This window comes from Pseudotabrizicola sp. (genome assembly GCF_030684215.1).
GTDB lineage: Bacteria > Pseudomonadota > Alphaproteobacteria > Rhodobacterales > Rhodobacteraceae > Pseudotabrizicola.
The window spans coordinates 20,143-45,837 of the sequence record NZ_JAUXOV010000066.1; the positions used below are offsets into that span (position 1 = coordinate 20,143).

At 59.6% G+C, this 25,695-nt stretch carries 22 protein-coding genes and 3 pseudogenes; 14 read left to right on the forward strand and 11 right to left on the reverse strand.

Annotated features, from left to right (window positions below; genetic code table 11):
- Window positions 1-22: 22 nt before the first annotated feature.
- The 3 genes from Q8K08_RS13755 to Q8K08_RS13765 all read right to left on the reverse strand — a co-directional run bounded on the left by Q8K08_RS13755 (window position 23) and on the right by Q8K08_RS13765 (window position 3,355).
- Window positions 23-655, reverse strand: a complete 633-nt coding sequence (locus Q8K08_RS13755) for a DUF924 family protein (RefSeq protein WP_305250409.1) — start codon at window positions 653-655, stop codon at window positions 23-25.
- Window positions 656-695: 40 nt separating this feature from the next.
- Window positions 696-2,570 carry a cation-translocating P-type ATPase gene (locus Q8K08_RS13760; protein ID WP_305250431.1) on the reverse strand — a complete coding sequence of 625 codons (1,875 nt, stop codon included), beginning with the start codon at window positions 2,568-2,570 and terminating at the stop codon, window positions 696-698.
- Window positions 2,571-3,028: 458 nt separating this feature from the next.
- On the reverse strand, window positions 3,029-3,355 hold the full coding sequence (locus Q8K08_RS13765) for a hypothetical protein (RefSeq protein WP_305250410.1): 327 nt from the start codon (window positions 3,353-3,355) through the stop codon (window positions 3,029-3,031).
- Between the two features lie 255 nt (window positions 3,356-3,610).
- Here Q8K08_RS13765 and Q8K08_RS13770 point away from each other — a divergent pair, with 255 nt between their 5' ends.
- The 3 genes and pseudogenes from Q8K08_RS13770 to Q8K08_RS13780 form a co-directional block, all read left to right on the forward strand.
- Window positions 3,611-4,426 carry a sugar phosphate isomerase/epimerase gene (locus Q8K08_RS13770; protein WP_009573553.1) on the forward strand — a complete coding sequence of 272 codons (816 nt, stop codon included), beginning with the start codon at window positions 3,611-3,613 and terminating at the stop codon, window positions 4,424-4,426.
- Between the two features lie 67 nt (window positions 4,427-4,493).
- A complete protein-coding gene (locus Q8K08_RS13775; protein WP_305250411.1) occupies window positions 4,494-4,949 on the forward strand; it encodes a transposase in 456 nt (151 codons plus the stop codon).
- Between the two features lie 15 nt (window positions 4,950-4,964).
- A pseudogene (locus tag Q8K08_RS13780) lies at window positions 4,965-5,159 on the forward strand (transposase); the annotation flags it as partial.
- Between the two features lie 347 nt (window positions 5,160-5,506).
- On the opposite strand, the gene phnE reads toward Q8K08_RS13780, so the two are convergent.
- The 3 genes from phnE to phnC are packed head-to-tail and all read right to left on the reverse strand — an operon-like array spanning window position 5,507 to window position 8,022.
- Complete coding sequence (gene phnE / locus Q8K08_RS13785; RefSeq protein WP_009573551.1) at window positions 5,507-6,331, reverse strand: phosphonate ABC transporter, permease protein PhnE; 825 nt, start codon at window positions 6,329-6,331, stop codon at window positions 5,507-5,509.
- A gap of 24 nt (window positions 6,332-6,355) precedes the next feature.
- On the reverse strand, window positions 6,356-7,231 hold the full coding sequence (gene phnD, locus Q8K08_RS13790) for a phosphate/phosphite/phosphonate ABC transporter substrate-binding protein (RefSeq protein ID WP_009573550.1): 876 nt from the start codon (window positions 7,229-7,231) through the stop codon (window positions 6,356-6,358).
- Window positions 7,232-7,254: 23 nt separating this feature from the next.
- Entirely contained in the window at window positions 7,255-8,022 is a 768-nt protein-coding gene (phnC, locus tag Q8K08_RS13795) for a phosphonate ABC transporter ATP-binding protein (RefSeq protein WP_198430635.1), read from the reverse strand.
- Window positions 8,023-8,155: 133 nt separating this feature from the next.
- Here phnC and Q8K08_RS13800 point away from each other — a divergent pair, with 133 nt between their 5' ends.
- Window positions 8,156-9,151 (forward strand): NAD(P)-dependent oxidoreductase, encoded by a 996-nt coding sequence (locus Q8K08_RS13800; RefSeq protein ID WP_009573548.1) that lies wholly within the window; start codon window positions 8,156-8,158, stop codon window positions 9,149-9,151.
- Window positions 9,148-10,014 carry a LysR family transcriptional regulator gene (locus Q8K08_RS13805; protein WP_009573532.1) on the forward strand — a complete coding sequence of 289 codons (867 nt, stop codon included), beginning with the start codon at window positions 9,148-9,150 and terminating at the stop codon, window positions 10,012-10,014. Before Q8K08_RS13800 ends, Q8K08_RS13805 begins: the two co-directional genes overlap by 4 nt.
- A gap of 98 nt (window positions 10,015-10,112) precedes the next feature.
- Here Q8K08_RS13805 and Q8K08_RS13810 read toward each other — a convergent pair.
- A pseudogene (locus Q8K08_RS13810) lies at window positions 10,113-10,292 on the reverse strand (DDE-type integrase/transposase/recombinase); the annotation flags it as partial.
- Window positions 10,293-10,541: 249 nt separating this feature from the next.
- Between Q8K08_RS13810 and Q8K08_RS13815 the strand changes: the two are divergent.
- Window positions 10,542-11,759 carry an IS110 family transposase gene (locus Q8K08_RS13815; protein WP_198362933.1) on the forward strand — a complete coding sequence of 406 codons (1,218 nt, stop codon included), beginning with the start codon at window positions 10,542-10,544 and terminating at the stop codon, window positions 11,757-11,759.
- An 86-nt stretch (window positions 11,760-11,845) separates the two neighbouring features.
- Here Q8K08_RS13815 and Q8K08_RS13820 read toward each other — a convergent pair.
- Window positions 11,846-12,313 (reverse strand): annotated as a pseudogene (locus Q8K08_RS13820) (IS6 family transposase); the annotation flags it as partial.
- 106 nt (window positions 12,314-12,419) lie between these two features.
- Window positions 12,420-13,421, reverse strand: a complete 1,002-nt coding sequence (locus Q8K08_RS13825; RefSeq protein WP_305250413.1) for a helix-turn-helix domain-containing protein — start codon at window positions 13,419-13,421, stop codon at window positions 12,420-12,422.
- 148 nt (window positions 13,422-13,569) lie between these two features.
- Here Q8K08_RS13825 and Q8K08_RS13830 point away from each other — a divergent pair, with 148 nt between their 5' ends.
- The 3 genes from Q8K08_RS13830 (at window position 13,570) to Q8K08_RS13840 (ending at window position 17,094) form a co-directional block, all read left to right on the forward strand.
- On the forward strand, window positions 13,570-15,204 hold the full coding sequence (locus tag Q8K08_RS13830) for a transposase (RefSeq protein WP_305250414.1): 1,635 nt from the start codon (window positions 13,570-13,572) through the stop codon (window positions 15,202-15,204).
- A gap of 16 nt (window positions 15,205-15,220) precedes the next feature.
- Entirely contained in the window at window positions 15,221-16,087 is an 867-nt protein-coding gene (locus tag Q8K08_RS13835) for a TniB family NTP-binding protein (protein WP_305250415.1), read from the forward strand.
- An 80-nt stretch (window positions 16,088-16,167) separates the two neighbouring features.
- Entirely contained in the window at window positions 16,168-17,094 is a 927-nt protein-coding gene (locus tag Q8K08_RS13840) for a TniQ family protein (protein WP_305250432.1), read from the forward strand.
- Window positions 17,095-17,110: 16 nt separating this feature from the next.
- Here Q8K08_RS13840 and Q8K08_RS13845 read toward each other — a convergent pair whose 3' ends face one another.
- Complete coding sequence (locus Q8K08_RS13845) at window positions 17,111-17,707, reverse strand: SMC-Scp complex subunit ScpB (RefSeq protein WP_305250416.1); 597 nt, start codon at window positions 17,705-17,707, stop codon at window positions 17,111-17,113.
- Window positions 17,708-17,709: 2 nt separating this feature from the next.
- Complete coding sequence (locus Q8K08_RS13850; protein WP_055688038.1) at window positions 17,710-18,594, reverse strand: DUF1403 family protein; 885 nt, start codon at window positions 18,592-18,594, stop codon at window positions 17,710-17,712.
- A gap of 114 nt (window positions 18,595-18,708) precedes the next feature.
- Here Q8K08_RS13850 and Q8K08_RS13855 point away from each other — a divergent pair, with 114 nt between their 5' ends.
- The 5 genes from Q8K08_RS13855 (at window position 18,709) to repC (ending at window position 25,548) form a co-directional block, all read left to right on the forward strand.
- Window positions 18,709-19,860 (forward strand): tyrosine-type recombinase/integrase, encoded by a 1,152-nt coding sequence (locus Q8K08_RS13855; protein ID WP_305250417.1) that lies wholly within the window; start codon window positions 18,709-18,711, stop codon window positions 19,858-19,860.
- A gap of 420 nt (window positions 19,861-20,280) precedes the next feature.
- Window positions 20,281-21,171, forward strand: coding sequence for a recombinase family protein (locus tag Q8K08_RS13860; protein ID WP_305250418.1), 891 nt, complete (start codon window positions 20,281-20,283; stop codon window positions 21,169-21,171).
- Between the two features lie 825 nt (window positions 21,172-21,996).
- Entirely contained in the window at window positions 21,997-23,175 is a 1,179-nt protein-coding gene (repA, locus tag Q8K08_RS13865) for a plasmid partitioning protein RepA (RefSeq protein ID WP_305250419.1), read from the forward strand.
- The gene (repB, locus tag Q8K08_RS13870) at window positions 23,160-24,179 is read left to right on the forward strand and encodes a plasmid partitioning protein RepB (RefSeq protein ID WP_305250420.1); all 1,020 of its coding nucleotides are present in this window, start codon (window positions 23,160-23,162) and stop codon (window positions 24,177-24,179) included. Before repA ends, repB begins: the two co-directional genes overlap by 16 nt.
- A 232-nt stretch (window positions 24,180-24,411) precedes the next feature.
- On the forward strand, window positions 24,412-25,548 hold the full coding sequence (gene repC / locus Q8K08_RS13875) for a plasmid replication protein RepC (protein ID WP_305250422.1): 1,137 nt from the start codon (window positions 24,412-24,414) through the stop codon (window positions 25,546-25,548).
- The last annotated feature ends 147 nt before the right edge of the window (window positions 25,549-25,695 follow it).

Genomic DNA, 25,695 nt, shown 5'->3' on the forward strand with positions numbered 1-25,695 from the left:
TCGGTATTTTACCGAAACGCTTTCATATGGGGAACTGGCCTTTAGCGAGATAGGCCTCCTCCACGGCAGTCGATTTGCGGTTCAGCACGCCATTACGATGCGGATGCCGACCAAAGGCCGCGATGATTTTTCGAACGTCGCGGGCTTGACTGACCAAGCCGGAATAGATTGGCTGCAAAGGGGCCGGGGCTGTGATGGCAATCCCTTCGCGTAGGGTGATCAACTGGTCGAGACGCTGCAAATGGTCCGGCCCCTCGCAATGGCCCAAGGGCAGGCCAAAGACGATCTGGGACCACGGCGTTTCCAGCCGGGCATAATCACCGTTTGATATTCCGCTCATTGACAGCGATAGCGCGTAAGGATCTTGCGCAAAGGCGCGGGCATCATCGCGCCAGACCGAGCGGGAAAACTGATCCAGCACGGTGATCAGCGCCAGCCTGCCATGTGGGTCCTGCGCCCAAGCGTCAAGCCGCCCCTGTGCCGCGCTTTCGGTAAGATCCGCAAACCGCGCCATGATTTCAGCATCCGCACCGCCCTGCATCCGCCAGCGCCAATGCGCATGGTGCGCCTGTGGGTCCACATCCAAAGCGCGCCCTTCAGGAAACCAGAAATCGAGAACCTCGTCCCAGTCCTCACGGGGCTTTTCAGGCATCATAACAAAGCTCCCTTCGCAAAGCGGGCAAGGGCCACCACCCTCATGCAGCAGCCTCTTTCGGCCCGCGGATTGGCGCATTCCGCTTTGCCCTGCGCGCGGGGTTCGACAGCAGTCGCAACCCGTTCAGCACCACAAGCACCGTGCCGCCTTCATGACCGACGACCGCAAGCGGCAACGGCAGGTCAAAGAACAGCCCGGCGATGACCAAAATCACCATGACTCCGATGGCAAAGATCAGGTTCTGGCGGATGATCCGTGCGGCGCGGCGGGCAAGGCGGTGGGCATCGGCAAGCTGGCGCATATCCTCCGACAAGAGCGCCACATCGGCGGCTTGCAAGGCCACCTCGGACCCCGCGGCCCCCATCGCAATGCCGATATCAGCGCGCGCAAGGGCTGCGGCATCATTCACCCCATCGCCGACAAAGGCCACCTTGCCGCGTTCGGCCAGTCTGGCCACGGCCTTTACCTTATCCTCAGGCAGCATTTCGGCGTGGATTTCCCCCTCGGCAAGGCCGAGTTCCAACCCGATCCGCAGCGCCACGGCGCGCCTGTCACCTGTCATCATCACGATCCGGCGCACACCGCTGGCCCGCAGCGCGGCAATCGCGGGGGCAGAGCTGGGCCGTGCCTCATCCGCTACACTGACCGCGCCCAGCACCTCTGCCCCGCGCCCCAGATAAATCACCGTATCACTGCCGCCGGCCATTGCCTGCAAGTGCGGGGCATCAATCGACGCGCCCATATTTTCCGCCAGATAGGGGTTTCCGGCCCAAACCGGACCCAGATCATCCTGCCCGGCAATCCCGATCCCCGGCTGGGCGCTGACCTCGCGCACCTCAATCGAATCAAGCCCGCGCTCGGTAGCGGCGCGCCGGATTGCAGCGGCGACATGGTGTTCGGAATGCGCCTCCAGCCCGGCGAGAAGCGACAAAAACCCCGCCTCATCGCCGTTCAATGCCACGATTTGCGTCACCGCGGCCTGCCCTTTGGTCAGGGTGCCGGTCTTGTCAAAGGCAAAGGTGTCAACGGCAGCAAGGGTTTCCAGCGCGGCGCCGCCTTTGAACAACACGCCCATACGCGCGGCGGCGGACAGCGCCGACAGGATCGCGGCGGGGACCGAGATGACAATCGCGCAGGGACTAGCCGCAACCAGCAGCGTCGCCGCCTTGTAAAGTGCAGGCCGCCAATCGCCGCCCAGCCCGTAGAACGCCACGAAAGCCAGCACGGCCCCAATCAGCACCGCGATGGTATAGCGCTGGCCGAACCACGCGCTGAACCGTTCCGACGGGGCCTTGGCGGCCTGTGCCTCGGTCACCAGCCGGATCATGCGGGCGATGGTGCTTTCGCCGACCGTGCGAGTGATCGTGACCTCCAGCACGCCATCAAGGTTTACCGTCGCCTCAAACACCGGCTGGCCGACGGTTTTAGAAACAGGCATGGATTCGCCGGTGATATTGGCCTCATCAAGCCCGCCCCGCCCCAGGCTGATGGTTCCATCGCTCGGCACCCGCGCACCGGGACGCAGCACCACGATATCACCAACCTCCAGCGTCGCTGCCGAAACCTCCTCAACCCCGCCCGACGCGGTTTTGCGCAAAGCGGTTTCAGGGCGCAGCGCCATTAGCGCCTCGATTGCACTGCGCGCACGACCAAGCGCGCGCTCCTCCAGCGTGCCCGCCACGCTGAACAGCGTCAACAAAACCGCGCCTTCAAGCGGTGCGCCGACAGCCGCGGCTGCCACGGCGGCAACCACCATCAGCAGGTCAATATCCAGAACATGATCGTTCCAAAGCGCCGAGAGCGCCCGCCACGCCGCAGGAAGCCCCCCCGCAAGGTAAACAGTTGCCAGCGAAGGAAGGGTGACCATTGCAAGCCCGTCAACCGGCAGCCACGCCCCGGCCATACCCAAAAGCATGCCCAGAACCGTCAGCAACGACAGAATGAAAGCGGGGTCGCGCAGCAGCGCTTTGGTGGGGATTCGTTTGGCCAGCTCGGTCACATCTGCACCCCGCAGATGACCATATTCTGATCACCAGAGTCGAACGGTGCCAGCGCAAGCGCCATCATATATACGATCGCATTCATAACACTTCTCTTTGCCCTCTGAATTTTCCACGATAGAACTTCAAGCCGCCTTGGGCATTGGGGATTTCGACACATGGCTTGCATGGTGGTCGAAACCGGGATGCTTCACAAGGTGCCGGGTCAGCCGGGGTCAGTACCATCGGATCGTAGCGACCCATCACCCACGCCCGTGTCCTTTTGCACAAGCTGGCGACGATCAGCGAAAGCTCTGCGCCGTTGGGCGCGGAGTGGGGACGGTGGTGCCCCTCAAGATGGTTTGAATTGTCTTTTGCTGGCCTGCGGTCATGATCACTTCACGTCGTTGGTCGCTGCTGGCGTGGCTATATAGCGAAACGCTACGACCGAAATGACGGCCCAGACTTTCTTGCGCAGGAACATTGCGCCGACGATGCGCGACTCGAACGCGCCGCCTTGCAGCATATGAACACCGAAAACGATCCCGACCAGCGCTGTGCTGGTCGGAATGCCAAGGGAGATCCACACGGCGGGACGGTGCTGCAAGAATAGCCCGACGCTAGCCAGCATATAGGCAAACCCGGCCAGAAAGTTGAACCACAGCACAAAACCCACGGCATTGCCGACGGCCGCTTGGTCCTCGGCTGCTTGCGGCCGCACTTTACGGAATGGGCGACGGGATCAAAACCATCGCGCGCGGTACCCTGCCTTTGGCGCTATTCGGTACCAAAGGTTACGGTGCACGACTGGGGTGGATCTCCTTCGTGCAAATGGGGATCAACGCCTCCGCCCCTTTTGCTTTTGCATGGACCACACAAACCTACGGCGGCTGGTGGTCTTTTGCTGTCATGGCCCTGTGTCTTTGCTGTGCCATCGCTACCTATATGTTTATTCCCGACCCAAGGACCCACAGACATGACCCCGCTCAAAATAGGCGCCTGCCTGAAAACATCTGAGATTGCAGACCACCGCGATTGGCTGTTTGATGCCGCCCGCGATATCGAACTACAGGATTTCATGTCCCATGTCGCGCTAACCACCGGATTCGACGATCGCATTGCCGCCGCCAAGACGGCGCTTGATGGGCATACTGGACGCCTTGGCATTCATGGGCCTTTTGAAGGTCTGGATATCGACAACAAAGACTCGGAACTGCGCCCGATCATTACTGCGCGGTTCCTCAAAGCTCTCGAGGCCGCGGATCGGATCGGCGCGCGCCAGATGGTCCTGCATTCCCCTTACACGGCTTGGTATCAGAACAACTTCTTCAGCTTTCCGGGCTACGCCGAAAGCAAGATTGGCCGCATCCATCAAATTCTAGACCCCGTCGTGCGCGCAGCCGAAAACATGGGCATCACTCTTGTGATCGAAAACATTCAGGACGTTCGCCCAGAAACACGTCGCGCGATGGTGGATGGCTTTGGCTCACAAGCAATCGCACTTTCCATCGACACCGGGCACGCTCAGTTAGCCCGTCGCATGTCTGGCGCCCCACCCGTCGCTGACTTTATCACTGATGCCGGTGCGCAGCTTGCCCATGTCCACCTGCAAGACGTCGATGGCCATGCCGACCGCCACTGGGCCCCGGGGGAAGGGGAAATCGAATGGACAGCTGTCTTCCGTGCCTTGGCTGCTTGCGAAAGCGACCCGCACCTCGTGCTGGAACTGCGTGATAATGCGGACATTCCGAAGGGATTTCGCGCGCTGAGTGATCTTGGTGTGGTGATTTGACAGCTTGTTGCATGGGTCGCGGATTTTGGCGAAGACGCCGGTTCTGATATCCTCAAGGTAGCGCCCTATGCCGCATATATTCAACGCTGGTCGACGCGATAAGTTTTCCAAGGCGAAATACACGGTGACGAATTGGTCGGATTTCAACGAGGCTCTGCGCCGTCGCGGAGACGTTACGATCTGGCTTGAGGCCGGGGCTGCCGGGCGATGGTCAGCGCCGAAGCGAAAGGGTCGCGGTGGTCAGCCAAAATATTCGGACTTCGCGATTGAGACGTGTCTGACGCGGGGGCTGATCTTTCACCAGCCGTTGCATCAGACCCAAGAGTTCGTCCGGTCGCTACTTGGACTGATGGGCGTGGAGTTGCCGGTTCCAGACTTCTCGACCTTATCGCGGCGGGCGATTGACCTCTCGGTCGTGGACGAAAGGCCACAATCCAGTGGCCCCACCACGCTGATCGTGGATAGCACAGGCCTGAAGATCCATCGCGGTTCGGGCTGGCAGGACGAAAAGCATAGCACGTGAAAGACCCGCAAATCCTGGCGTCAACTGCACATCGGGTATGACCCGGACAGCGGTGAGATCGTCGCCTCACTGTTGACCACAGACCAGATCGGCGACGAAACCGCCTTGCCCGACCTCATCGTGGGGATCGCAAGCCAGGTGACCCGCGTTCTGGCGGACGCCGCTTATGATGGCACCGTAGTTTCCGATTGCTTGACCCAAAAGTTCTGACCCGATGTCGAGATCACCATCCCGCCACTAATTACCGCTGTTCCCGGCCTACGCGATGGGCGCAACGCTCACATAGAGCATATCGCCGAGCATGGCCGAATGGCAGGGTAGTCAGCAACGGGATACAATCGCAGAGCCCTCGTCGAAGCCCAGATCGGGCGCCACAAAGACCCTCAACCGCATGACCCGCCTCGGTCATGCGGTCTTCAAACGTGCCGCATAGTCGTTCGGGGAAAGGGGCGCCTGCACCCATATTTTGACCCATGCAACAAGCTGGCATGAAAGAAAACTGAACCGTTGAGGTGATGGCTCATTGTTCGAGCAAATCACCTTGGCATCTGCTTAAATCACCGGAACTTCGCACGGAGCATATTGCTGAGTATATCCACAACGGTCACACAGGCGAGGATGACCAGCAAAACCGCTGACACCTGTGGGTAGTCCAGAAGGCGGAGCGAGCCGACGAGCTCAGTGCCGATACCGCCTGCACCAACCATACCCATGACGGTCGAGGCTCGAAAATTATATTCCCAGCGATACATGCTCACATCTGCGAATTGCGGAAAGACTTGAGGCAGGACGCCATGCAGGATGACTTGCATTGACGTGGCTCCTGACGCCTCGGTCGCTTCAATCGGTGCAGGATGCGCGTGCTCGATGGCCTCCGCAAAGAATTTTCCGACCATTCCAACCGAATGGAGGCCAAGGGCCAAAACACCAGGCAACATGCCAAACCCTACAGCTGCAACGAAAATTATACCCATGATCAATTCTGGGATCGAGCGAAGCGTATTCAGGACGACCCGCGAGACTTGGTAGATAACCTTGTTGGGCGATGTGTTCCGTGCGGCCAAGAAGCCCAGTGGCAAAGAGAGAGCGACCGCCAGCGCCGTGCCGGCGATAGACATAGCCAGCGTCTCGACAAGGGGTCCTACCCAGTCGCGCCAACGGCCGAAATCCGGCGGGAACATCTCAGTGCCGAGGATACCGATAGCCGGCAAGCCGCTGGTCAACCGGCTCCGATCTAGCATCCCGGTCATCCATAGCGATACAATGACGATCGCGGCGACTACGGCGATTTGAAGGAGCAGCTTTCGCCGCCCCTTGCTGTCCTCGGCCAGCACATCTTCAGCGTTGGTCAGCGCAGGCTGGGCAGTCAAGAGGCGGGTCATGGCGGTCTCCTAGTTCGGGCATTCTCAGTCGGCTTGCAGGTTCTTGCGGATGTCACGGATGATGTCGTAGTCGGCATCCGTGATTGCTGCGAACCCGTCGGCCTTGAACGGCGTCAGGACTGCATCGCCCGCGTCGGTCCCTGGCTCCAGCGTCAGGAAGGCGTCCTTGATTGAGTCTTCAAGCGCCTCGGTCATGTCGGTGCGCATAACCCAAGGATATTGTGGGATATCGGCGGAGTAACCGATGACAATCAGCTTCGATGCATCAACCGACCCCTTGGCCAGCAGGCTCTCGTAGATCGGACGGCTCAGACCGCCGACAGCGGCATTGCCCAGCTCGACGTTGCGCGCCACCGCGTCGTGCGCGCCCGTGAAGTTCTGGGTATAGTCATCGCCCTCCGTCACGCCTTCGAGCATCATCGTGTATTTCGGCGCGAAGTGGCTCGAGGTGGATGCCTGATCGCCAAAAGCCACATCGATGCCCGACCCTTCGATATCGTCGATCGAGTCGATACCGCTTTCGACATTGGCAATGAGGACAGACTGGTAGGTGGTGCTTCCATCCGTCACGCGCGCGGCGAACGGCTCGATGTCCAGATCGCCATCCGCCATCTTGGCCTTGGCGATGGTGTAGGAGGCCGGCCCAAAATACGCGACATCCACGCGGCCAAAGCGCATCGCCTCGATCATCGAAGAGTAATCGGTCGTGACGATCAGTTCGATATCCTTGCCGAGCTTCTCTTCAAGATACGCGGCCAGCGGCTTGTTATCCTGGATCACGGTCGAGGCGTTTTCATCAGGAAGCAGCGCGACGCGCAAAGTGTCCGGATCATAATCGCCTGCTGCGAATGCGGCTGTTGAGGCCAGCAGCATGGCGGTGAGAGTTGCGATATTCTTCATGGCAGTCTCCAAGAGTTGAAAGATCAGTTGGTCGTATCGGCCGGCGCGCCGTAGATGCGCGACAGCGCGGCGTTATCCAGTGCCGAGGGCGGTCCGTCAAAAACGATGTCACCATCACAGAGGCCGATGATGCGATCGGCATAGGCCTTGGCAAAATCGAGTTGGTGAAGGCTGACAATGACGGGAATTCGGTCTTCGCGGCATACGTCGCGGAGGATTTTCATCACCCGGTCCGAAGATGCTGGATCGAGCGATGCGATAGGCTCGTCCGCGAGGATCAGCTTTGGCTCCTGCGTGAGCGCGCGCGCAATGCCGACGCGCTGCTGCTGGCCACCCGAAAGGCTGTCACAGCGTGTCAGCGCCTTGTCAAAGAGGCCCACGCGGCTGAGAGATTCCAGCGCAAGGTGTTTCTCGGCGCGCGAAAAGCCTGCCAAACTGCTCCAGACAGAATGGCGACCGAGACGCGCCATGAGGACATTGCGCAGAGCGCTCAGGCGGCCGATCAGTTGGTGCTGCTGAAAGATCATGGCGGTGTCGCGCCGATGAAACCGGATATCGCGGCGCGACTTCAACTGCTGGCCCGCCGATGTCACGATATGTCCTGCGCTTGGCTGGGTCAGCAGGTTGAGAGTGCGAAGAAGCGTAGACTTACCGGCGCCCGACGGACCAAGAAGGACGGTCACTTCCCCGTCCATGAATTGGCAGGTGGTCTTATTGAGTGCGCGTGTGCCGTTCGGGTACACGACTTCGACATCGTCGACGCTCAGAATATCACGTCCCATAATACTCATTGACCCATCCATCGCACCGATTCTCCTTCTGTTAGTTCTTTGATACGCAATATATATGACAGTTTTATTACATATTGCGATATATGTTCCTTGCTGTTAGTGATTGGAAAATCGCAGCTAAGGATGTTGGATAATGGTCAAAATTGTAGTGCCCAACTGGATCGAAGATGAGACGCTGGCACGCCTTTCAGCGCACGGGGATGTCGTGACCAGCGAGGGGCGCGATCCACTCGCCGACGACGAATTGCGTGCGGCTTGCGCGGATGCATCGGCGTTGATGGCCTTCATGACCGAGTGCGTCGACCGCCCATTTCTGGACGCCTGCCCCAAATTGAAGATTATTGCCGGCGCATTGAAAGGCTTCGATAATCTTGATCAGCGGGCCTGCACAGATGCCAGGGTGCTGTTGACCTATGTTCCGAACCTTTTGACCGAGCCGACGGCCGAGTTGGCCATTGGCCTCAGCATTGCGCTCGCACGGAACATGCGTGCGGGAGACGCGCATCTACGGTCAGGAACGTTCGCCGGGTGGCGGCCCAATTTTTATGGTGGCAGCCTGCAAGGCGCGACCGTGGGCATCATCGGCGGCGGTGCAGTGGGCCGCGAGACAATGCGGCTCCTTTCGGGTTTTCGAGGCCGGCGCATCTACTTCGACGAAAATCGCCTCGACCCCACGACGGAAAAAGCTCTCGATGCGCAGTACGCTCCGCTCGATGATCTCACCCGCCTGTCTGACTTCATCATCCTTGCGCTGCCATTGACGGACCAGACCAAGCACATCGTGAATGTATCTTTTCTAGCAGCGATGAAACAAGGGACTTATCTGGTCAATCCCGCGCGCGGATCGTTGGTGGATGAGGCCGCCGTCGTGGAGGCGCTGAACACAGGCCGCCTTGCCGGCTATGCCGCGGACACGTTCGAGATGGAGGATTGGCATCGCCCGGATCGGCCAAGGCAAGTTCATCCAGCGCTCCTCGCCTGTGACCAAACGGTTCTGACACCGCATATCGGATCGGCAGTCAGCGAGGTGCGCCGCCAGATTGCAGCCGAGGCCGCCGATGAGATCATCGCCTTTCTTTCTGGCAAGCGGCCGCGCCACGCCGTCAATCCCGAGGTGCTCGAGACGTGAACCCGACTGTTCTCAAAAGCTTCGTCGCGCTGGCCGAACTCGGCAGCTTCCAGACTGCCGCCGTCCGGATCGGCATCGCGCAGCCTACCCTGTCGCAACATATCAAGAAATTGGAGGAGGACTTAGGCGCGCCCTTGATCCAGCGCAGCCATAGCGGCAGCCGCCTGACCGACGCCGGGCTGCGACTCCTGCCACATGCACAGCAGATTCTTACATCCACTCAAAGGGCACAGGCCGCCGTTTTATCCGAGTCGCTCAAGATCGGGTGCAGCGGCAACATCGCATCATACTTCATGCCGGATGCGCTGGCATCCTTTCTCAAACAGACATCATCGCAGATGCGATGGGAGGTCATCTCAGCCCCAAACCCTCGCGTTGCGCAGATGTTGCTGGCCGAAGAGATCGACATCGCCGCGATGGAGTGGCCAATTTCCCACCCCGCCGTAACGGTGGCTCCTTGGCTCAGCGATGAAATGATCGTCATCCTGCCAAGCGATCATCCACTTGCCACGCGCGAAGAGATCAGCTTTGCCGAACTCAAGACGCTCAAGATGCTGGGCGGCGAGCGCGGCAGCGGGACCGGCACCCTTCTGACAGAAGCACTAGGGCCCCAAGCAGAAGATGTCGACACCATCGGCAATGTGGGCTCGACCGAGGCAGTTAAGCGCAGCGTGGCCGCCGGTCTGGGCGCGTCCATCGTGCTGGAGACGGCGGTGCGAGGCGAAATTGCTTCGGGCTCGCTGGCACGAGCAAGGCTCGAAGGAATGCCTTTGAGAAAGCAGTTTTTCATCGCGCAAATCACATCAAGCGCCGAGACCGGCCCAGCGGCCCGGCTTTTCAAGTTTCTACTTGAGTCCGACTGACGACCCTACCCGGATAGATTGGATCGACGCGCTAGTCACAGAGGGGGTTCCGTCGCAAAGTTCAGTGTGGCCAAGAAAGACGCTTCCTCGGTTGCGCGTCACGCGGCAAGACTGGCATAGATCTCGAAGGGGCAACCACTTCCCAACTCTCCTTTCCTGATCATGTGTGCCGTTTCTATACCGTCCAAAGTTGCAGTTGCTGATCTGAATGACTTGAAGCCCAACATCGGCCTGATCCGCCGTTTTACGCCTCGGTGATCCTGCTCAACGATGTTGTTATCCGGCATGAATGATCTCGGCACCCCAATCGGAGGTTTATAATACCTCGATGTGGGTTAGAATTGACCCACCGGGATTGGGGTGTTGGGAGCACGAATGGCGGGCAGGCCGAAGTATCTCATGAGCTGAGAGCTCGAGTTGTTATCTGGCCGCCCCTTCGACTTGCCCGGTTGCGCTGCGAGCGCGGATCCGTAGTTGTCGTGTGGCCCGCTGGCTCCCTTGTTTTTGAACATTGAAAGGAGCCAATCATGAAGATCATTGCCCTCGATGTGCATCGTACCTTCGCACAAGTGGCGATCCTGGAGAACGGCAAGATCAGGGATGCCGGTCGCCTGGAGCTTGAGCGCGAGCATATCCTGAAATTTGCAAAGCGGCTAAATGTGGAGGACGAGATCGTTCTGGAAGCGACGGTCAACACAAAAGCCATCGTGCGACTGCTGTCGCCCCATGTGAACCGGGTTGTCATCTCCAACCCTCTTTTGGTGCGCGCTATTGCCTGGGCCAAAGTCAAGACCGACAAGATCGACGCGTCGGTTCTGGCGAAACTACACGCCAGTGGGTTTCTGCCTGAGGTTTGGATGCCAGATGAGGAAACAGAACGGCTTCGTCGCGTCGTGGCTGAGCGGGTGCAACTGGTCTCCCAGATGACCCGTCTCAAAAACCGGATCCATTCGGTTTTGCATGCCAATCTGATCCCGCCCTTTTCCGGCTCTCTGTTCTCAAAGCGCGGAAGGGCCTGGCTTGAGGCGCTACCTGTTGCCGAAGATCAGCAGCGCGTCATCCTCCGCCATGCCAGCGAACTTGATCGGCTCGGTCACGACCTCAAGCAGATCGATGAGGATCTTGCACAGGCAGCACTCCAGGAACCGCGGGTGAAGCAACTGATGACTATCACCGGCGTCAACATGATCGTCGCATTGAGTGTCCTGGCTGCCGTTGGCGATATCGGACGGTTTTCATCGCCAGAGAAGCTTGTCAGCTATTTCGGCCTCAATCCCCGGGTACGGCAATCTGGTGACAAGCCTGCCTATCACGGGCGCATCACCAAGCAGGGTCGATCACATGCGCGAGCGATGCTGGTGGAGGCAGCCTGGTCGGTGTCTCGAACACCTGGCCCGCTGCGAGCCTTCTTTCAACGGATCAAAGAAAAGCGCGGGAACCAAGTCGCAGCAGTCGCGACAGCGCGTAAGCTGACGGTGGTCATCTGGCACATGCTATCGAAGGGCGAAGAGTACATCTGGAGCCGTCCTGCTCTCCTGGACTGGAAGCTGAGAAAACTGGAATTGGCCGCAGGGTACCCTTCTAAACGGGGTGGCAGGACAAAAGGGTCAGCAGCCGACTACAGCCTCAAATCGGTGCGCGATCGGGAAAGAGAAGCTGTCGGCCACGCGGAGGAAGTATACCGCCGCTTCGTCACAAAATGGAAGCAGAGGTCGCCAATGGCCAATCCGGTTTCACATCAGTAGGTCGACCAAAAAAAAGGAGCTCCGTACTTCAAAAACTTCTTGTCAAATACATCCGTGAGATATTTGAAACGATAGACCCTTATTCAGCGATCGGAACCGACCTTTCGAAGCGCGGCGTTCATCCCCTTCAGGCCGGCAGTGTTCGCCCCGCTCTTGTCGATCGCACAGGCCCGGGGGAGCCCGTTCGACGAAATCGTTTGCGCCAGAAAACTCAGCGCCGCCGCCTCATCGCGATGCTCAGAGAGCATGAAGTCAAGGGTTTGGCCGTTTCGATCGACCGCACGATAGAGGTAACACCACTCGCCGCGGACCTTCACATAGGTCTCGTCTAGGCACCACGACAGAGCCGTCGCGGCTTTCCTGCGTTGCGCCACCGTGGCCAAACCCGAGGCGTATCTGACCACCCAACAGTTCAGAGTAGCGTGGTCGACCACCACGCCGCGCTCCGCCAGGATTTCTTCGAGATCACGGTATGACACACCGTACCGCACGTAGAAGAAAACGGCATGCAGGATCACGTCCTGCGGAAACTGAGCACCTTTGAACGACACCATCTGACGGACCTCATCGACAAATCACGCTGCCTGATAGACCATCACGCCAAAGTTTGCGACAGAACCTCCTGCCTTTGCCTGACGGCTGACACTGCGCTCAGGGCCTTCAGTTCAGGGCGCGCCACATCCTGAACCGCCCCTGCCCGGTCAGCTCACGGATCAGGCCCTTCTGTTCCATCCAGGTGAGATTGCGCTGAACCGCTGCTCTGCTGGCGCCTGTCAGCTTTTCAGCCATCGGGGCCGATACCAGTGGCCATTCCGTCAGCACTGCGCGCAAGGCCGGTGGTGTTTTGCCTGACAGCGACATCATTATCGTTTCAGACCGCGCGGACCATGCCTCGATGTCGTCAAGGTGGCGCATTGCTGTGAGAGCTGCGGCCTCCATGCCATCCAGCCAACGGCGCAATCGCATGGCAGGTGGGCCACTGGCACGTATCCCCCCTGCCCCGCCCATGGCCAATGGTGCAAAGACTACCCCTTTTCCTTCGCTTGCCGCAATCCGTGCCGCAGTTACTGCGGCTTCCATTTGATCGCCTTGATGACCGAGACCTGCCGAGCTCCACAGATGAAAGCCCATGCAGGCCCGCGCAATTGGATGCAGATCATCCGCAGCCTGCATCAAGTCGGACCATCCAGCAGCGCGACCGGCAAAAGGTTCAGCGTCATCCGTTATGTTTTCAGGGTCACGACGGTCAAGAAACGCACCAAGACTATCCTGCGGTCCCGGCCCGCCCGTGAGGCGACGGACGGCCCAACCAACGCGCGCGAGTGCAGCCATGTCATCGTCTGCGCCTGACAGGCGTAAAGACATCCACAAGGCAAGGCGATCCAAACCAACTCTGTCGCCGACCAACCAGCTGAGATCAGCAGCCTCGATTTGCGCAAGCCGGTGACGCCACCCCTCAGGACCGCGGCGAAGACGATCGTCAAGGGAGCCGAGCCGGCCAGCCACTCGAGCAAGACGCGCCGCATCTGATGCTTGTGCTGCGAGCCAATCATTGATGACGGATGTTTCAGCAACCTGTGCCCTTGGTACTGGGGCAAGGTAATCCGGCTCCTCGCCCATGGGACCCGGCAGAAACCACAAGTGTCGCATTTTCTTCACCATTTCAGCACATGATTATTACGTGATTTCTGGATGATACGGGGTAAGCACACATCATTTTTCAGCTTAAGGCTTCAATTTTGGCTACGTATTTCAGCAAGTGGCCGCCCTGTTGGCGCATGACCCAGCCGGTCTCGGAAGTTTCATATCGATGACGTCCGGCGAAGCGCATGCCTCGGATGAAGCGTGGGCCAAGGCGACGCGTACCGCGCGCGAGTTGGACCGGATTCTTGACGGAGCGGCGCCGGTGCGTGAGGCCGTGATGCGCGCGGCATCCGAGCTGCGGCTCTCGACACGCCAAGTCTACAACTATCTGGCGCGGTATCGGGAAGAGCGCAGGGTATCGTCCCTTCTGCCGCGAAGGAGTGGAACAAGACAACCAAGGATCAACCCCGCAGTCGAGAACATCATCGCGGTGACCCTGCGGGAGATGTGGTTGCGCCCGGAGCAGCCGGACCTTGCACCGATCGTTGAAGAGATCCGCACCCGCTGCGCAGAGGAAGGGCACACTCCACCCGCCTATGTCACTGTCGCCCGGCGGATCCCCATTCTGTTCGCCCCGGAAGAAATTGCCCGCCGCCGCCTGTCGGATGGTAAACACCTGCACCGGCTGAAGGCGCGACCGGGCTACATCCGGGCTAACCACGCGCTCGACGTTGTCCAGATCGATCACACGCCGGCAGACATCCAATTTGTTGAGGTGATTGATGACCACGGTGTCTTCGTTGGTCGTCCCTATCTGACCATCGCTGCAGATGTGGCCACGAGCGCGATCATCGGCTTCTGCCTGACCCTCGAGCGGCCGTCACGACTGTCTGTCGCGCTTTGTCTGGCGCACGCGATGTGCTGCAAGATTGACTGGCTGGCAGAACGCGGTATCGATCATGCTTGGCCGATGCACGGTCGCCCGAAGCAAATCGTCGTCGATTCCGCCAAGGAGTTCCAGAGCAGCACCTTCAGCAGAGGATGCGCGGACTATGGCATCGCCATACGCATGCGGAACAAGGGCACCGTGCATCGGGGCGGAGTCGTGGAACGCCTGCTTGGGAAAGTGAACACCGCGCTACGCGCCTTGCCCGGCAAGACGGGGCGTTCCATCGCGGATCGGGGCGACTATGCCTCGGAAGCGCGGGCACGGCTCAGCTTCGCGGATCTTGAACGCTGCATCGCGCTCGCGATCATCGACCACAACCTGAGCCAGAATGCGCGCAGGCTGACCGTTCCGGCGAAAGAGTGGGAAGATCGGTTCCAGCCGAAGGACCGGCCTATCGATGCGCCTGTCGATGTGCTGCTGAATTTCCTGCCACGCAAGACGCGGAAAATTTCACCTCAGGGCATCAGTCTCTTCGCCATCGACTATTTCGAGCCCTGGCTTGGCCCGCTGGTTGCGCGTCGTGACCGGCTGGAGCCGCTCGATCTGTGCTATGATCCTCGCGACATCAGCCATGTCTACGTCAAGGATCCGGATACGCAGGCCTGGCGGCCGGTCAGGCGACGGGACGGACTGGCCGAGCCGATCACGCTTTGGCAGCACCAGGCGGATCGACAGCAGCGGCGTGAAATCCAGCGGCGCCCTGTGCAGGAGGCATCAGCCATCCGACGCGAAATCGCAGCCACTGCTGCCGCCGCCAAAACCCCCAAAAGCCGGTTGAAGGAGATGACCCGCGCCCGGCATGCCACCGAGGCAAAGAAGCCTTATGCCGACTTCGCCGCGCCTTCCGTCCCGACCCAAGAAAAGCTCGATCCGGATCGCCCTCGGCGGGTCTTCCCTGTCGAGGATTGGTAGGGTGCCGGATCACCTCATGCCCGCCATAATCCCGCTCTTGCAGGCCGATGACGCAGTGCGGATCGCCCATGTTCGCGCGCCGCGCTGGATCAGCCATCCGGCCGCCGGCGCGGCGCATGACGCGATGCGACTGCTGCTCGAGCGACCGCCATCGCTGCGCCCACGCGGTTTGCTGCTTGCCGGTCCCTACCACAACGGCAAGACCATGATCGCCGAACGCTTCGCCATCGAACATCTGCGTACCGCCGACCAGCAAAAGGTGTGGGTGATCCAGACCCGGGAAGGTGCAGGCCTGTCGCATTTCTATGCCAGCATCCTGTCCGGATTGCGCGCGCCACAAGCCGCGGGCTGGCGCAGCCTGTCCCGCGCCGGCGATCAGGTCGATCATCTTCTGGAGCGCCTGAAGCCGCGCCTTTTGATCTTCGACGAGTTCCACAGCGCATTGCGCGGGCGGCGCCAGGATGTGAAGGCCATCTTCTCGTTCTTGCGGCGGATCGCACGGGTGCATGACATCTCACCCGTCCTTGTCGGCGAAATCGCGATCTACGATGCGGTGCATGACACCGACGAAATGGGCTCACGTTTCGATACGATCCCCATTCCACGATGGGCGTATGACGAGGAATTCGCGACGCTTCTCGACAGCCTGGAAGCCAGTCTGCCGCTCGCCGACACCTCCGATCTGTCGCGCGAACCCTTGGCGAAGATCATCCATGATCTGTCAGAGGGGCTGATCGGCGAGGTTGTCGAGATCGTCACCCGTGCCGCAGTGGCGGCAATCTCGCGCGGTGAGGGCCGGATCACGGGCGCAACCCTGTGGGACCTCGGCTATGTGCCTCTCTCGAGGCGCCGTAATTCCGCTTTGCGTCACGATATGACATGAGGTTTGGGCCGACCGAGATATCCGTCACATCTGCAGAGCGGTATGAAAGTGTGGCGGGAAGCCGTTGGCCAGTGAGCATTATGCCCGCACCAGGTGAACTTCTGTCGAGTTGGCTGCACCGCCTCGCCTACGCGAACGGCATACCTCCGCACTATTTTGGCACGCTTCTCGGAGCGCCGGGTGAGAACTGGTCGGCGCGGCTTGATCGGGCGTTGCCCGATCGCATCCTGCAGTTTCTGCGAGAGCATACCCACATACCCTTGGAAGACATCGCGGCTCTGACCATTGCTCCTGACCCCTTGGCCCGGTTGCGTTTGCCCCTGCGGGCATCGCCTCAGCAGAGTTGCGCACCAAAGACGCAGGCGACCTGGCTGCAATTCTGCCCGGCCTGTCTGGCGGAAGACGAAACGCCCTATTTTCGCCGAGACTGGCGCCTCGCGACACGCGTTTCTTGCTTTCGCCACAGCTGCCGACTTCGGGACAGGTGCCCATCCTGCGGACAAGGATTGGCTCCGTTCAGCCAGAAGCGTCTTGTGCCGCATCAGATCTGCGCCTGGTGCGGCGCGGCCCTCTGCAAACGCATCCGTCCTGCCACCAATGGGGTTCGGCGTCTTGAGCGTCTGATCGACGATCTGCTTCGTCTGCAGGCATCAGGGCATCGAATGGCAGAGGGGCGATCACTCCCGGACCTTCTTGGATCAGCCTGCTTTCAATTTAGTCGACGGCCAATGTCCATCGCGCGCCTCTCTCATCGGGATCGCTATCAGCTGTTTCAGAAATTGGCGGAAGGGCGGTCGACGCCGTTCGAAAAGAGAAGAAGTTCCGCGATTATCTATTGGAAACGCGTCGTTCAGGCTGCGCCAGCTTGGAGCGGACTGGTCACATCTTTCAGCGATGCCGTCCTGCCTCGGCCCAAAGCTGGGCCTTGCTCTACCACCGCTGGCCCGCATTTGGCGGATCTCGTTCAGGCGGCCGCGCGGCTCGATCAGCAGCGGCAAGCGCTGTAAAAATTCCCGGTGAGTTTCAGGCGCGCGCGGCCAGCCCGGCATCATTCAGCTGTTCAGGATCCGGCAGGTCCCGCAAGCTCTCCAACCCGAAGGCCGCGAGGAACGCGTCTGTGGTGACGAAGGTATAGGGGGCACCACGACGCGGCGCGCGCGGCCCAGTTCCAATCAGACCGTGTGCATGGAGCCGCCCGATCAGGTCCCGACCGATCTCCTTGCCGAAGATGTCCTTCAGCCCATCGCGCGTGATTGGCTGATGGTAGGCGATGGCCGCCAAAATCGCGACGTCGAACTCGTTCAGGTCCAGCAACTGGTCCCCGACATCCGCTGCGGAGCGGATCGCAGGCGCGTAAACAGACCGCGTCCGGAACATCCACCCCCCTGCGACCATGGCAATCTCGAACGCCCGCCCTTCTAGATCGGCGGCAAGATCCTCGATCAGCAGATCAACCGAGGTCGCCTGCCCCACTATGCGCGCCAGATCCTCGCGCGGTACAGGCGAGGCAGAGGCAAACAGTACCGCCTCGATCCGCCGCATCCATTCGCGCCAGCGCAGCTCCGGCGGCAGGTCGGACAACTCGCGGTCAAATTCAGGCTCGGAGCGATCCTTGGCCATCGTTACACCCCGTAGAGCCGGAAGGTGTCGCGGCCAGTCAGTTCGCGCACAGCGCCGAGATCGACCAGCCGGTCGCAGAGCCGCCGCGCCGCGCGGTCCGGCAAAGGCAAGACTGAGGGAGCGACCGCGTCCTGTTTCAGGAATATCTCGACGGCGTCGGCCGCCCCCTTGGCCCGAAGCTTTGGTGCGACCGCCTTCAGATGCGCCGCCCGGCGCGCGAGGTTGGTGGAGAGACGCACGGCCTCGGCCGCCGATGACACGAGCGCCCGATGACAGGCGAGCTTCAATTCGTCGCCTTGCTTGCGCAGGTCGGCACGTTTCAGGCCAGCCGCCAGCAGCGGCACGACATGATCCCAACCAAGCGCCTGGGCGAGTGCAGCATCCGCGAGGATCAGCGCAGCTTCGTCAGCACGTGGCGCCTCGCGCAGAACAGCTTCCAGCACCAGTGCTGCTCGTTTGACCGGCGCCCCCACCCCCGCATCGAGCCACGTCGCGATCTGGCCCGGCTCGAAGGCCGACAAGGCTCGGCCCAGAGCCTTGACCGCCACCGGCCGCTCCACCGCGCGCCGCCAGATCAGATAGGTTTCACCTGCCGGTCCGGGTAGATCGCCGGGACGCAGAAGGTGCGCTGCATCGCGCAGTTCCCCTGCCCGCTCCCGTCGGCCAGAAAACGCAACACAAGCCTCAGCTGCGCACAGCGCGAGCCGCTCCCGCAACAAGGCTTGGGGCACCTCCGCGCATCCCAGCACAACATGCAAGTGGTTCAACGCAGCGCCCGACAAAAACGCCACATCTTCAAGGGTTTCAACCCGTGCCGAGGTGACCCAGGCGGGCATCCGGGGTAGAGTGTCTGTGTCGATGGAGTGTTCCGGTCGGGCAAATGTCATGACTGAAGCCTAAACCATCGCGGCGCTTTTCTCCAGAAAATAGCACAGAAAACGCCTCACTCTATCTTTTGCCATAATGTCCGATAACCTTGCGTTATCGGACGTAAAAATGATATGCTCAAAAACATGGGTAGTCTCACAACTAGCAGCACCAAAATCGAGGGTTTGGGCGGGTCGGAGTCCGAGATTTCGAGCTCAGCGTCCTATGACTCGTTGAACGGTGACGAACACGACGAGAGAACCTCTCGGGATCGAGCCTCAATCGCCCTGCCCGCCAATGTGGCCGGCTCCGGCGCGCTCGACCGGCTGATCGATACCGCCCGGGACTACGCTGAGGCCTCGACTGCTGGGAACACGAACAAGGCCTACGCCGCCGACTGGAAACACTTCACCCGCTGGTGCCGACTGAAAGGCACAGAACCTCTGCCCCCCTCACCCGAGATGATTGGACTTTATGTGGCTGATCTGGCTGCACCAACCGGGAAGACCCCTGCCCTTTCGGTCTCCACGATCGAGCGTCGTCTCTCGGGGCTTTCCTGGAACTATAGGCAGCGCGGCTTCACTCTTGATCGCAAGAATCGCCACATCGCCACTGTTCTGGCTGGGATCAAACGCAAGCATGCGCGCCCGCCGGTTCAGAAGGAAGCTATCCTGCCTGAGGATATCCAGGCCATGGTGGCCACCCTGCCCTACGATCTCCGCGGGCTCCGAGATCGGGCGATCTTGCTTCTGGGTTATGCAGGCGGCCTGCGCAGGTCGGAGGTGGTCAACCTCGACATACACAAGGATGATACACCGGACTCCGGCGGCTGGCTGGAGATCTTCGACAAAGGCGCGCTGCTCACGCTTAACGCCAAGACCGGGTGGCGCGAGGTCGAGGTCGGGCGCGGCTCAAGCGACCAGACCTGTCCCGTCCACGCGCTGGAGCAATGGCTACACTTTGCCAAGATCGGCTTTGGCCCAGTCTTCGTGCGCACCTCGCGGGACGGCAAAAGCGCCCTCGAGGCGCGCCTTTCCGACAAGCACGTCGCAAGACTGATCAAGGCAACCGTTCTTAAGAGTGGTGTCAGATCCGATTTGCCGGAAGCCAAACGGTTGGCAATGTTCTCAGGGCATTCCTTGCGTGCCGGGCTCGCCTCGTCGGCAGAGGTTGATGAGCGCTATGTTCAAAAGCACCTAGGACATGCGTCGGCCGAGATGACCCGGCGCTACCAGCGCAGGCGCGACAGGTTCCGGGTGAACCTGACCAAAGCGGCAGGGCTGTGAAGACCAGGAATCTTGAGGCGTTGGTGAAGCGCTAAGGTGAAATTCCAGCGCTTCAGTTTCAGCTTACTGCTTCAATTGAAATCGGGAGCTAAACGCGACAACCAAAGATCATCCTCGGACGACTGTTCCGCCTCCTCAGCATCGAGGAAGAGAGCGTCAGAATCATCATGGAAGTCAGGTGCTTGAGGCTTCATATATGCAAAATAATACTATTTTGCAGATTACCCAAGGGTTTTTTCAGAGTGTGCCCACGCTCCCTATATAGCACGCGCGGGCGATGGTCGGCGAGGGCTCTCTGATCGCGCTCATTGTATGGAAACCAAGAGCTTTCCGGTAAGCAGCGCCAGAGATCGCGCCCTTGCATTCGTTTACAAACGGTCGTTTATTAGTGGTATCTGAAACTGCAAACGGCCTGTTTTGATGCCCCTGATCGGCTATGCGCGCGTCTCAACCGAGGATCAGACCCCCCTGCCCCAGTCGCAGGCCCTGAAATCCGCAGGCTGCGTCGAGATCCACGAGGAGCAGGCCTCGGGCGGGAACCGCGCACGACCGGTGCTGGCGCGGGTGCTGGAGCGGATCGGCAAGGGCGACACGCTGGTGGTGGTGCGCATCGACCGTCTGGCGCGGTCACTCTCCCACCTCCTCGAGGTGATCGAACGGCTGGAGGCCAAGAGCGCCTTCTTCCGCTCGCTGACCGATCCCATCGACACGTCGTCTCCGCAGGGCAAGTTCACTTTGCAGGTCTTGGGCGCCGCGGCCGAGTTCGAGCGCGCCCTGATCCGCGAACGCACCAAGGCCGGGCTGGCCAGCGCACGAACCAAAGGCCGGGTTGGCGGCAATCCGGGCCTGCGTGCCCGGGATCCAGCGGCTCTGCGCAAGGTGAGGCTGGCGCGGCAGGACGGCTACATGAAACGCTTGAACGAGACGGCACAGGACTGGGTTCCCCATGTCCGTCGCCTGCGCCCCGACTTGGCCTGGGAAGACGTGGTACGCATCATCAACGGCCCCCTGCCCCGCGATCGCCAGTGGACGCAAAGCCGCCTTTTGCGCGCCGTGAATGCCTATGTCGGCGATGGCTTTCTGCTCGAGACTGTGCTCGCCCGCGCCGGCCGCCGCGAGACCGACGACCGCCTGCCCGCCATCGTCGCCGCTATCAAGGGCGCGGACCCCGACATCACGCTTCAGGCGATTTGCACCCGGCTGGAGGCGATGCGCGAGCGCACGCCCCGCGGGCGGACAAGCTGGCAGCCGTCATCCGTGAAGATGCTGCTGGAGCGGGCGGAGAGGCTGGGCTTACTGCTCCAGAGGTAGTCAGCAAAAGTGTTCCGTAAGCGTCCGGTCTGACCGCCCTGCTGCGATTTAAGAGTGTGAGAAAGTGTCCGCGATGGATAGAGGTACTTCCGTGATGGCGTGGCGCGGCGGACGAAGCGGCTCTGGACGGATGACGAGAGCGGTCGATCTGTTTCCAGACGACTGCACCGGGTGTTTCGGTTGCGTAGGTTGCGCTGCGCTATGCGGTGAATGCCAATCTGATCTTCACATGGTTGCGTGATGCTCGCTATGCGCCGGAACAGGCACTGACAGTGTCCTCACCGTCGGAGTAACTGTTTCTGCCAGTACAGAGCGTCGCGGATGCGGGGCCAGCACCGGCAGCGCATGTCGTTTGGAACCTCATCGAGATCAAATTGGCGGACGGGCACCGCCTGCGGTCAGCGACAGTTGTGTGTTCTCCCTCATCTGAACCCTGACTGGGTTTGTTCTTGTCGAAGACTCCGCCGAATCGTCTACGCTTCAACAAAGGGGCTCGAACCCCGCATATTGATCGCGCATATGCTGTGGCGATGGGCGACGTTGCCTCTAGGCCAAAAGTGCCCAGCATGATAATTTATTGTTTGAATTCATATTATTACGTTATTTTCTCGAGTCTTTGGATTAAGTCGCACCACCACATCCTGTAGCAGCTCGTCACGAAGGAACGACATGTCGGGCAGAATTTTCTTGATTGAGGGCAATGTTTGGTGCCATTCATAGGAAAAGAACGCTGCGCATGGTTTTTCAGGGTGCAGAGCGTTCAAAACGAAAAGCTGCGGTAGCGCGGCAAAGTGCGCTCCGTGAGGCCGGAGCAACGGGGGCAGTATGGCTGGCGTTCGCCGGATTGACGAGATCATTCAAGAGAATGCCGACCGCCTTGCCGTCGCGCTTGAAAATCACATGCGTACAAGCTTCATGCCTGACGCACGAAAGGAACTGAGGGCATTTTCGGCTGGTGAAGCGGCTGAATTGTTGGGAATCGACCCTGCCCGCCTGCGCAAGCTCCATTTCGATGACAAGATCCCCGTTGTAGAAGCTGATGCTCGCGGCCGCCGTATGTACACCGCCGCCGACCTGATTGGCATTAGGCGGTCTCTCGAAGAGCAGTCGCGAAAACGGGGGACCTTTTTGCCGGGGCGCCGTGAGGGTGACCGCGTCCAGGTTATTGCTGTAGCCAACTACAAAGGTGGGTCGTCCAAGACCACCACGTCCATCCATTTGGCACAGCGCCTTGCCCTTCGCGGCTATCGCGTCTTGGCGATCGACATCGATCCTCAGGGCAGTTTGACGACGATGTTCGGGTATACTCCCGAAACGGAATTTCAAGGTGGCGGAAACATCTACGATGCGATCCGTTACGAGGATCCCGTTCCCATGAGGGAGGTCATCCGCAAGACCTACTTCCCGAATCTGGATCTCGCGGCGGCCGGGCTTGTATTGGCCGAGTTCGAACACGAAACGCCCAGAGCTCTCCACGAACGTCGAGAGCCTATGTTTTTCAAACGCTTGGGGCTCGCCATTGATCAAGTGGAAGCGGATTATGACATCGTCGTGATCGACTGTCCGCCGCAACTTGGGTTCTTGACTATGAGCGCCCTGATTGCTGCGACGACAGTGTTGATCACCGTCATTCCGTCGATGCTGGATATCGCCTCGATGAACCAGTTTCTGCAAATGACCGCTGGGCTACTGAATGTTGTCGCCAGCTATGGGGCGTCTCTTGAGTACGACAACCTGAAGTTTCTGATCACCCGGTTTGAACCGTCTGACGGGCCTCAAGCGCAGATGGCTGGATTTCTGCGTGCGCTTTTCGCCGAGCAGGTCATGACCAACACCTTCTTGAAATCCACAGCGGTTTCGGACGCAGGCCTTACCCAACAAACACTATATGAAGTAGATCGGAGTGAGTTCAACCGCAACACCTATGACCGCGCGGTGGAGTCGATCAATCAGGTGACAAGCGAATTGGAAGGCCTGGTTCAGGCTGCATGGGGGCGCAACTGATGGCACGTAAAGATGTCTTCAAGGGCACCCTGGAGGCCCTGATCAACCCCCCTGCCCGTCCGCATTCGAAAAGCATCCTGCAATCAGCCGCGCTTGGGGCCGTAGAGAGCGGCCTCGCTCGGGGGCTTCAACTCACCGAACTCGAACCGGATCAGATCATCCAATCCGAGTTCGAAGACCGCCTACCTTACGATGATGCGTCATTGGCCGATCTGGTCGAAAGCATCAAAGCGCACGGCCAGCAGATCCCTATTCTCGTGCAACGCGCTGAAGATGGGTATTTCCGTATCATCTACGGTCGGCGCCGTCTCGCGGCAGTCCGAGCTTTGGGTCTTAAGGTCCGCGCACTGGTCACGCAAATGGATGACGAGCAACGGATCATCGCTCAGGGCATCGAGAACTCGGTCCGGCAGGACCTTTCCTTTATCGAGAAAGCGATGTTTGCCCACCGGCTTAGAGAGTCGGGCGTTGAAGACGGTACAATCCGATCCGCTCTGAACATCGATTTGGGTTCCCCGAAGGCAACGACTATTTCGACGATGAAGATGGTCGTCGAGACTCTGGGCGAAGACATCATACTCGCCATCGGTCGTGCTCCTGGCATTGGCCGCCCACGTTGGCGTGCTCTCGCGGACGCAATTCGCGGGCGTACGGCAAGCTTTGCCCCGGAAGATCGTCAGGCTATCATCTCAGCGATCATGAGTGGGCCCGAGTTTGCAGCTGCAAACCAGGAAGAGGGGCCCGATCCGTCAGATATGCGCTTCGCTCGCGCGGTCTCAATTCTGAGTTCCAAGCCGTCGCATACGAGCCCGCAACTGACTGACGTGGCTAACTCGGTTGGCCGGGTCAAAGCATCGCGGTCTGCATTCGCAGTCACGGTGCGAGCCAAAGACAATCCCGAATTCCATTCATGGCTTGTCGCCAAAGGCGACCGCCTTCTGCAGGCATGGCATGATGAATGGCAATCTGAAGTGAACAGCAACCCCAACAAGGAGGCACGCTAGAAACAGAACGGCCCCCCGAGTTATCCCGAGAGGCCGATTTGCCGATCAAACAGAGTTGGCGCTCTGATCTGACCACGTTCTGCACGGGAAGAATCGCGCAAATCGCCTAGCAAGTCAACGCCGCGTCAGCGGTGAACGAAGGTATTTTGCCCTTTGCCGACCTTCGTTGCGTTCGGAAACCGTCAGGTACAGCCTGATCGGTACGGGAAGTCGCATGTTTGCGTGAAAACCAATGCGCAAAGCCCCCTACCCCACTTTCCTTACCCCTCCCAAAGTCGACACACACAACGAAAGATCGAGTGCGACATCAGCGTCGTGGGAAGTCCTGGATGCTCTGGCTGCATGTCGGGAGAAGTTTGGCCTGACATCCACAAGTATCACCGTTCTTCGCGCTCTTCTAAGCTTTCTCCCGAAGACGCAGGACCAACGGTCTGATCCATTTCTCGTTTGGCCATCCAACGAGGCGCTCGCGAAACGTGCTGATGGTATGGATGAACGAACTCTCCGTCGCCACCTGGCCCGCCTATGCGATGCCAGCCTGATCGAAAGGCGCGGAAGTCCAAACGGGAAGCGATTTGCACTTCGGTACAAGAGCACAGTCGTCGCGGCATACGGTTTCACGTTGTCGCCTCTCTTTGCACGCAAGTCCGAAATCCTGGAAACCGCAGAGACCATGCGTCTTGAATCGGAGATGAGAGACATAGAACGGGCTCGTATCCTCGATCTTCTGCATCAGTTGGGAACTCAGAGGTTCCACAGCGGAGAACCGAAGCTTTCAGACGAGAGTGATCGCGAGATCCGGAGACAGCTTCGTCGCTCAATTCAGGCAAATGAACTGGTAAACATAAAGAAATCTTTGGCTGAACTAGTTGAGCCTTACGCACCCGATATCGTGGTTGTGTCCGCCAGCAACAGCCAAAATGACCGCCACCATCAGAAGACAGATAAAGAATCCTTAGAATCTGTAGGCGAACGTCAAAAAGAGCCTTCAGTCATTTCAAACAGCAACCCCGAGGCGCCTCCCAAACCTTGCGTTGACGAACTGACGTTTGAAGATTGCTTAGAAGCAGCCAGTGAAAGCCTCGCGTTTTCACCTGAACCAGTCCGCAGTTGGCGAGACCTGATCAAACTTGGGGAAACGCTTGCGCCAATGATCGGCATTGGTTTGGAATTGATGGATCATGTCAGACGAGCGATGGGACCACTTGCGGCGTCCCTGAGTGTGCTCTGCTTGGTCCAACGCTCAGACAAGATCAACCGTCCAGGTGCATACCTTAGGGCACTCGCCCTCAAGGCTGATGCGGGGGAATTCTCGTTAAACTCGCTTGTAAGATCCGCAAAGAGGTCAAGGTTTGCAGCTGTAAACTGACTTTCGAGGTTTGGCGCACCTACCATTCCGGGTGCAGCCTGTCGGGTAGATCTGGTCTGTTTCCGAAAGGTGCTAAGATTGCGGCAAGGGCACGAGAGTTCGAGGCAGGCTGGGGGTCTGATGACGGGCCAAGGCCGGGAGAGAGGC

Excerpts from the sequence above, each read along its gene's own strand:
- phnE (WP_009573551.1), bottom strand. The coding sequence starts at position 6,331 with ATGACCCGCCTCTTGACTGCCCAGCCTGCGCTGACCAACGCTGAAGAT.
- Q8K08_RS13775 (WP_305250411.1), top strand. The coding sequence starts at position 4,494 with ATGCCGCATATATTCAACGCTGGTCGACGCGATAAGTTTTCCAAGGCG.
- Q8K08_RS13830 (WP_305250414.1), top strand. The coding sequence starts at position 13,570 with ATGACGTCCGGCGAAGCGCATGCCTCGGATGAAGCGTGGGCCAAGGCG.
- Q8K08_RS13755 (WP_305250409.1), bottom strand. The coding sequence starts at position 655 with ATGATGCCTGAAAAGCCCCGTGAGGACTGGGACGAGGTTCTCGATTTC.
- Q8K08_RS13855 (WP_305250417.1), top strand. The coding sequence starts at position 18,709 with ATGCTCAAAAACATGGGTAGTCTCACAACTAGCAGCACCAAAATCGAG.
- Q8K08_RS13860 (WP_305250418.1), top strand. The coding sequence starts at position 20,281 with ATGCCCCTGATCGGCTATGCGCGCGTCTCAACCGAGGATCAGACCCCC.
- Q8K08_RS13760 (WP_305250431.1), bottom strand. The coding sequence starts at position 2,570 with ATGCTTTTGGGTATGGCCGGGGCGTGGCTGCCGGTTGACGGGCTTGCA.
- Q8K08_RS13800 (WP_009573548.1), top strand. The coding sequence starts at position 8,156 with ATGGTCAAAATTGTAGTGCCCAACTGGATCGAAGATGAGACGCTGGCA.
- Q8K08_RS13835 (WP_305250415.1), top strand. The coding sequence starts at position 15,221 with ATGCCCGCCATAATCCCGCTCTTGCAGGCCGATGACGCAGTGCGGATC.
- Q8K08_RS13845 (WP_305250416.1), bottom strand. The coding sequence starts at position 17,707 with ATGGCCAAGGATCGCTCCGAGCCTGAATTTGACCGCGAGTTGTCCGAC.
- Q8K08_RS13850 (WP_055688038.1), bottom strand. The coding sequence starts at position 18,594 with ATGACATTTGCCCGACCGGAACACTCCATCGACACAGACACTCTACCC.
- Q8K08_RS13815 (WP_198362933.1), top strand. The coding sequence starts at position 10,542 with ATGAAGATCATTGCCCTCGATGTGCATCGTACCTTCGCACAAGTGGCG.
- repC (WP_305250422.1), top strand. The coding sequence starts at position 24,412 with ATGCGCAAAGCCCCCTACCCCACTTTCCTTACCCCTCCCAAAGTCGAC.
- phnC (WP_198430635.1), bottom strand. The coding sequence starts at position 8,022 with ATGAGTATTATGGGACGTGATATTCTGAGCGTCGACGATGTCGAAGTC.
- repA (WP_305250419.1), top strand. The coding sequence starts at position 21,997 with ATGGCTGGCGTTCGCCGGATTGACGAGATCATTCAAGAGAATGCCGAC.
- Q8K08_RS13770 (WP_009573553.1), top strand. The coding sequence starts at position 3,611 with ATGACCCCGCTCAAAATAGGCGCCTGCCTGAAAACATCTGAGATTGCA.
- Q8K08_RS13840 (WP_305250432.1), top strand. The coding sequence starts at position 16,168 with ATGCCCGCACCAGGTGAACTTCTGTCGAGTTGGCTGCACCGCCTCGCC.
- repB (WP_305250420.1), top strand. The coding sequence starts at position 23,160 with ATGGGGGCGCAACTGATGGCACGTAAAGATGTCTTCAAGGGCACCCTG.
- Q8K08_RS13825 (WP_305250413.1), bottom strand. The coding sequence starts at position 13,421 with ATGGTGAAGAAAATGCGACACTTGTGGTTTCTGCCGGGTCCCATGGGC.
- phnD (WP_009573550.1), bottom strand. The coding sequence starts at position 7,231 with ATGAAGAATATCGCAACTCTCACCGCCATGCTGCTGGCCTCAACAGCC.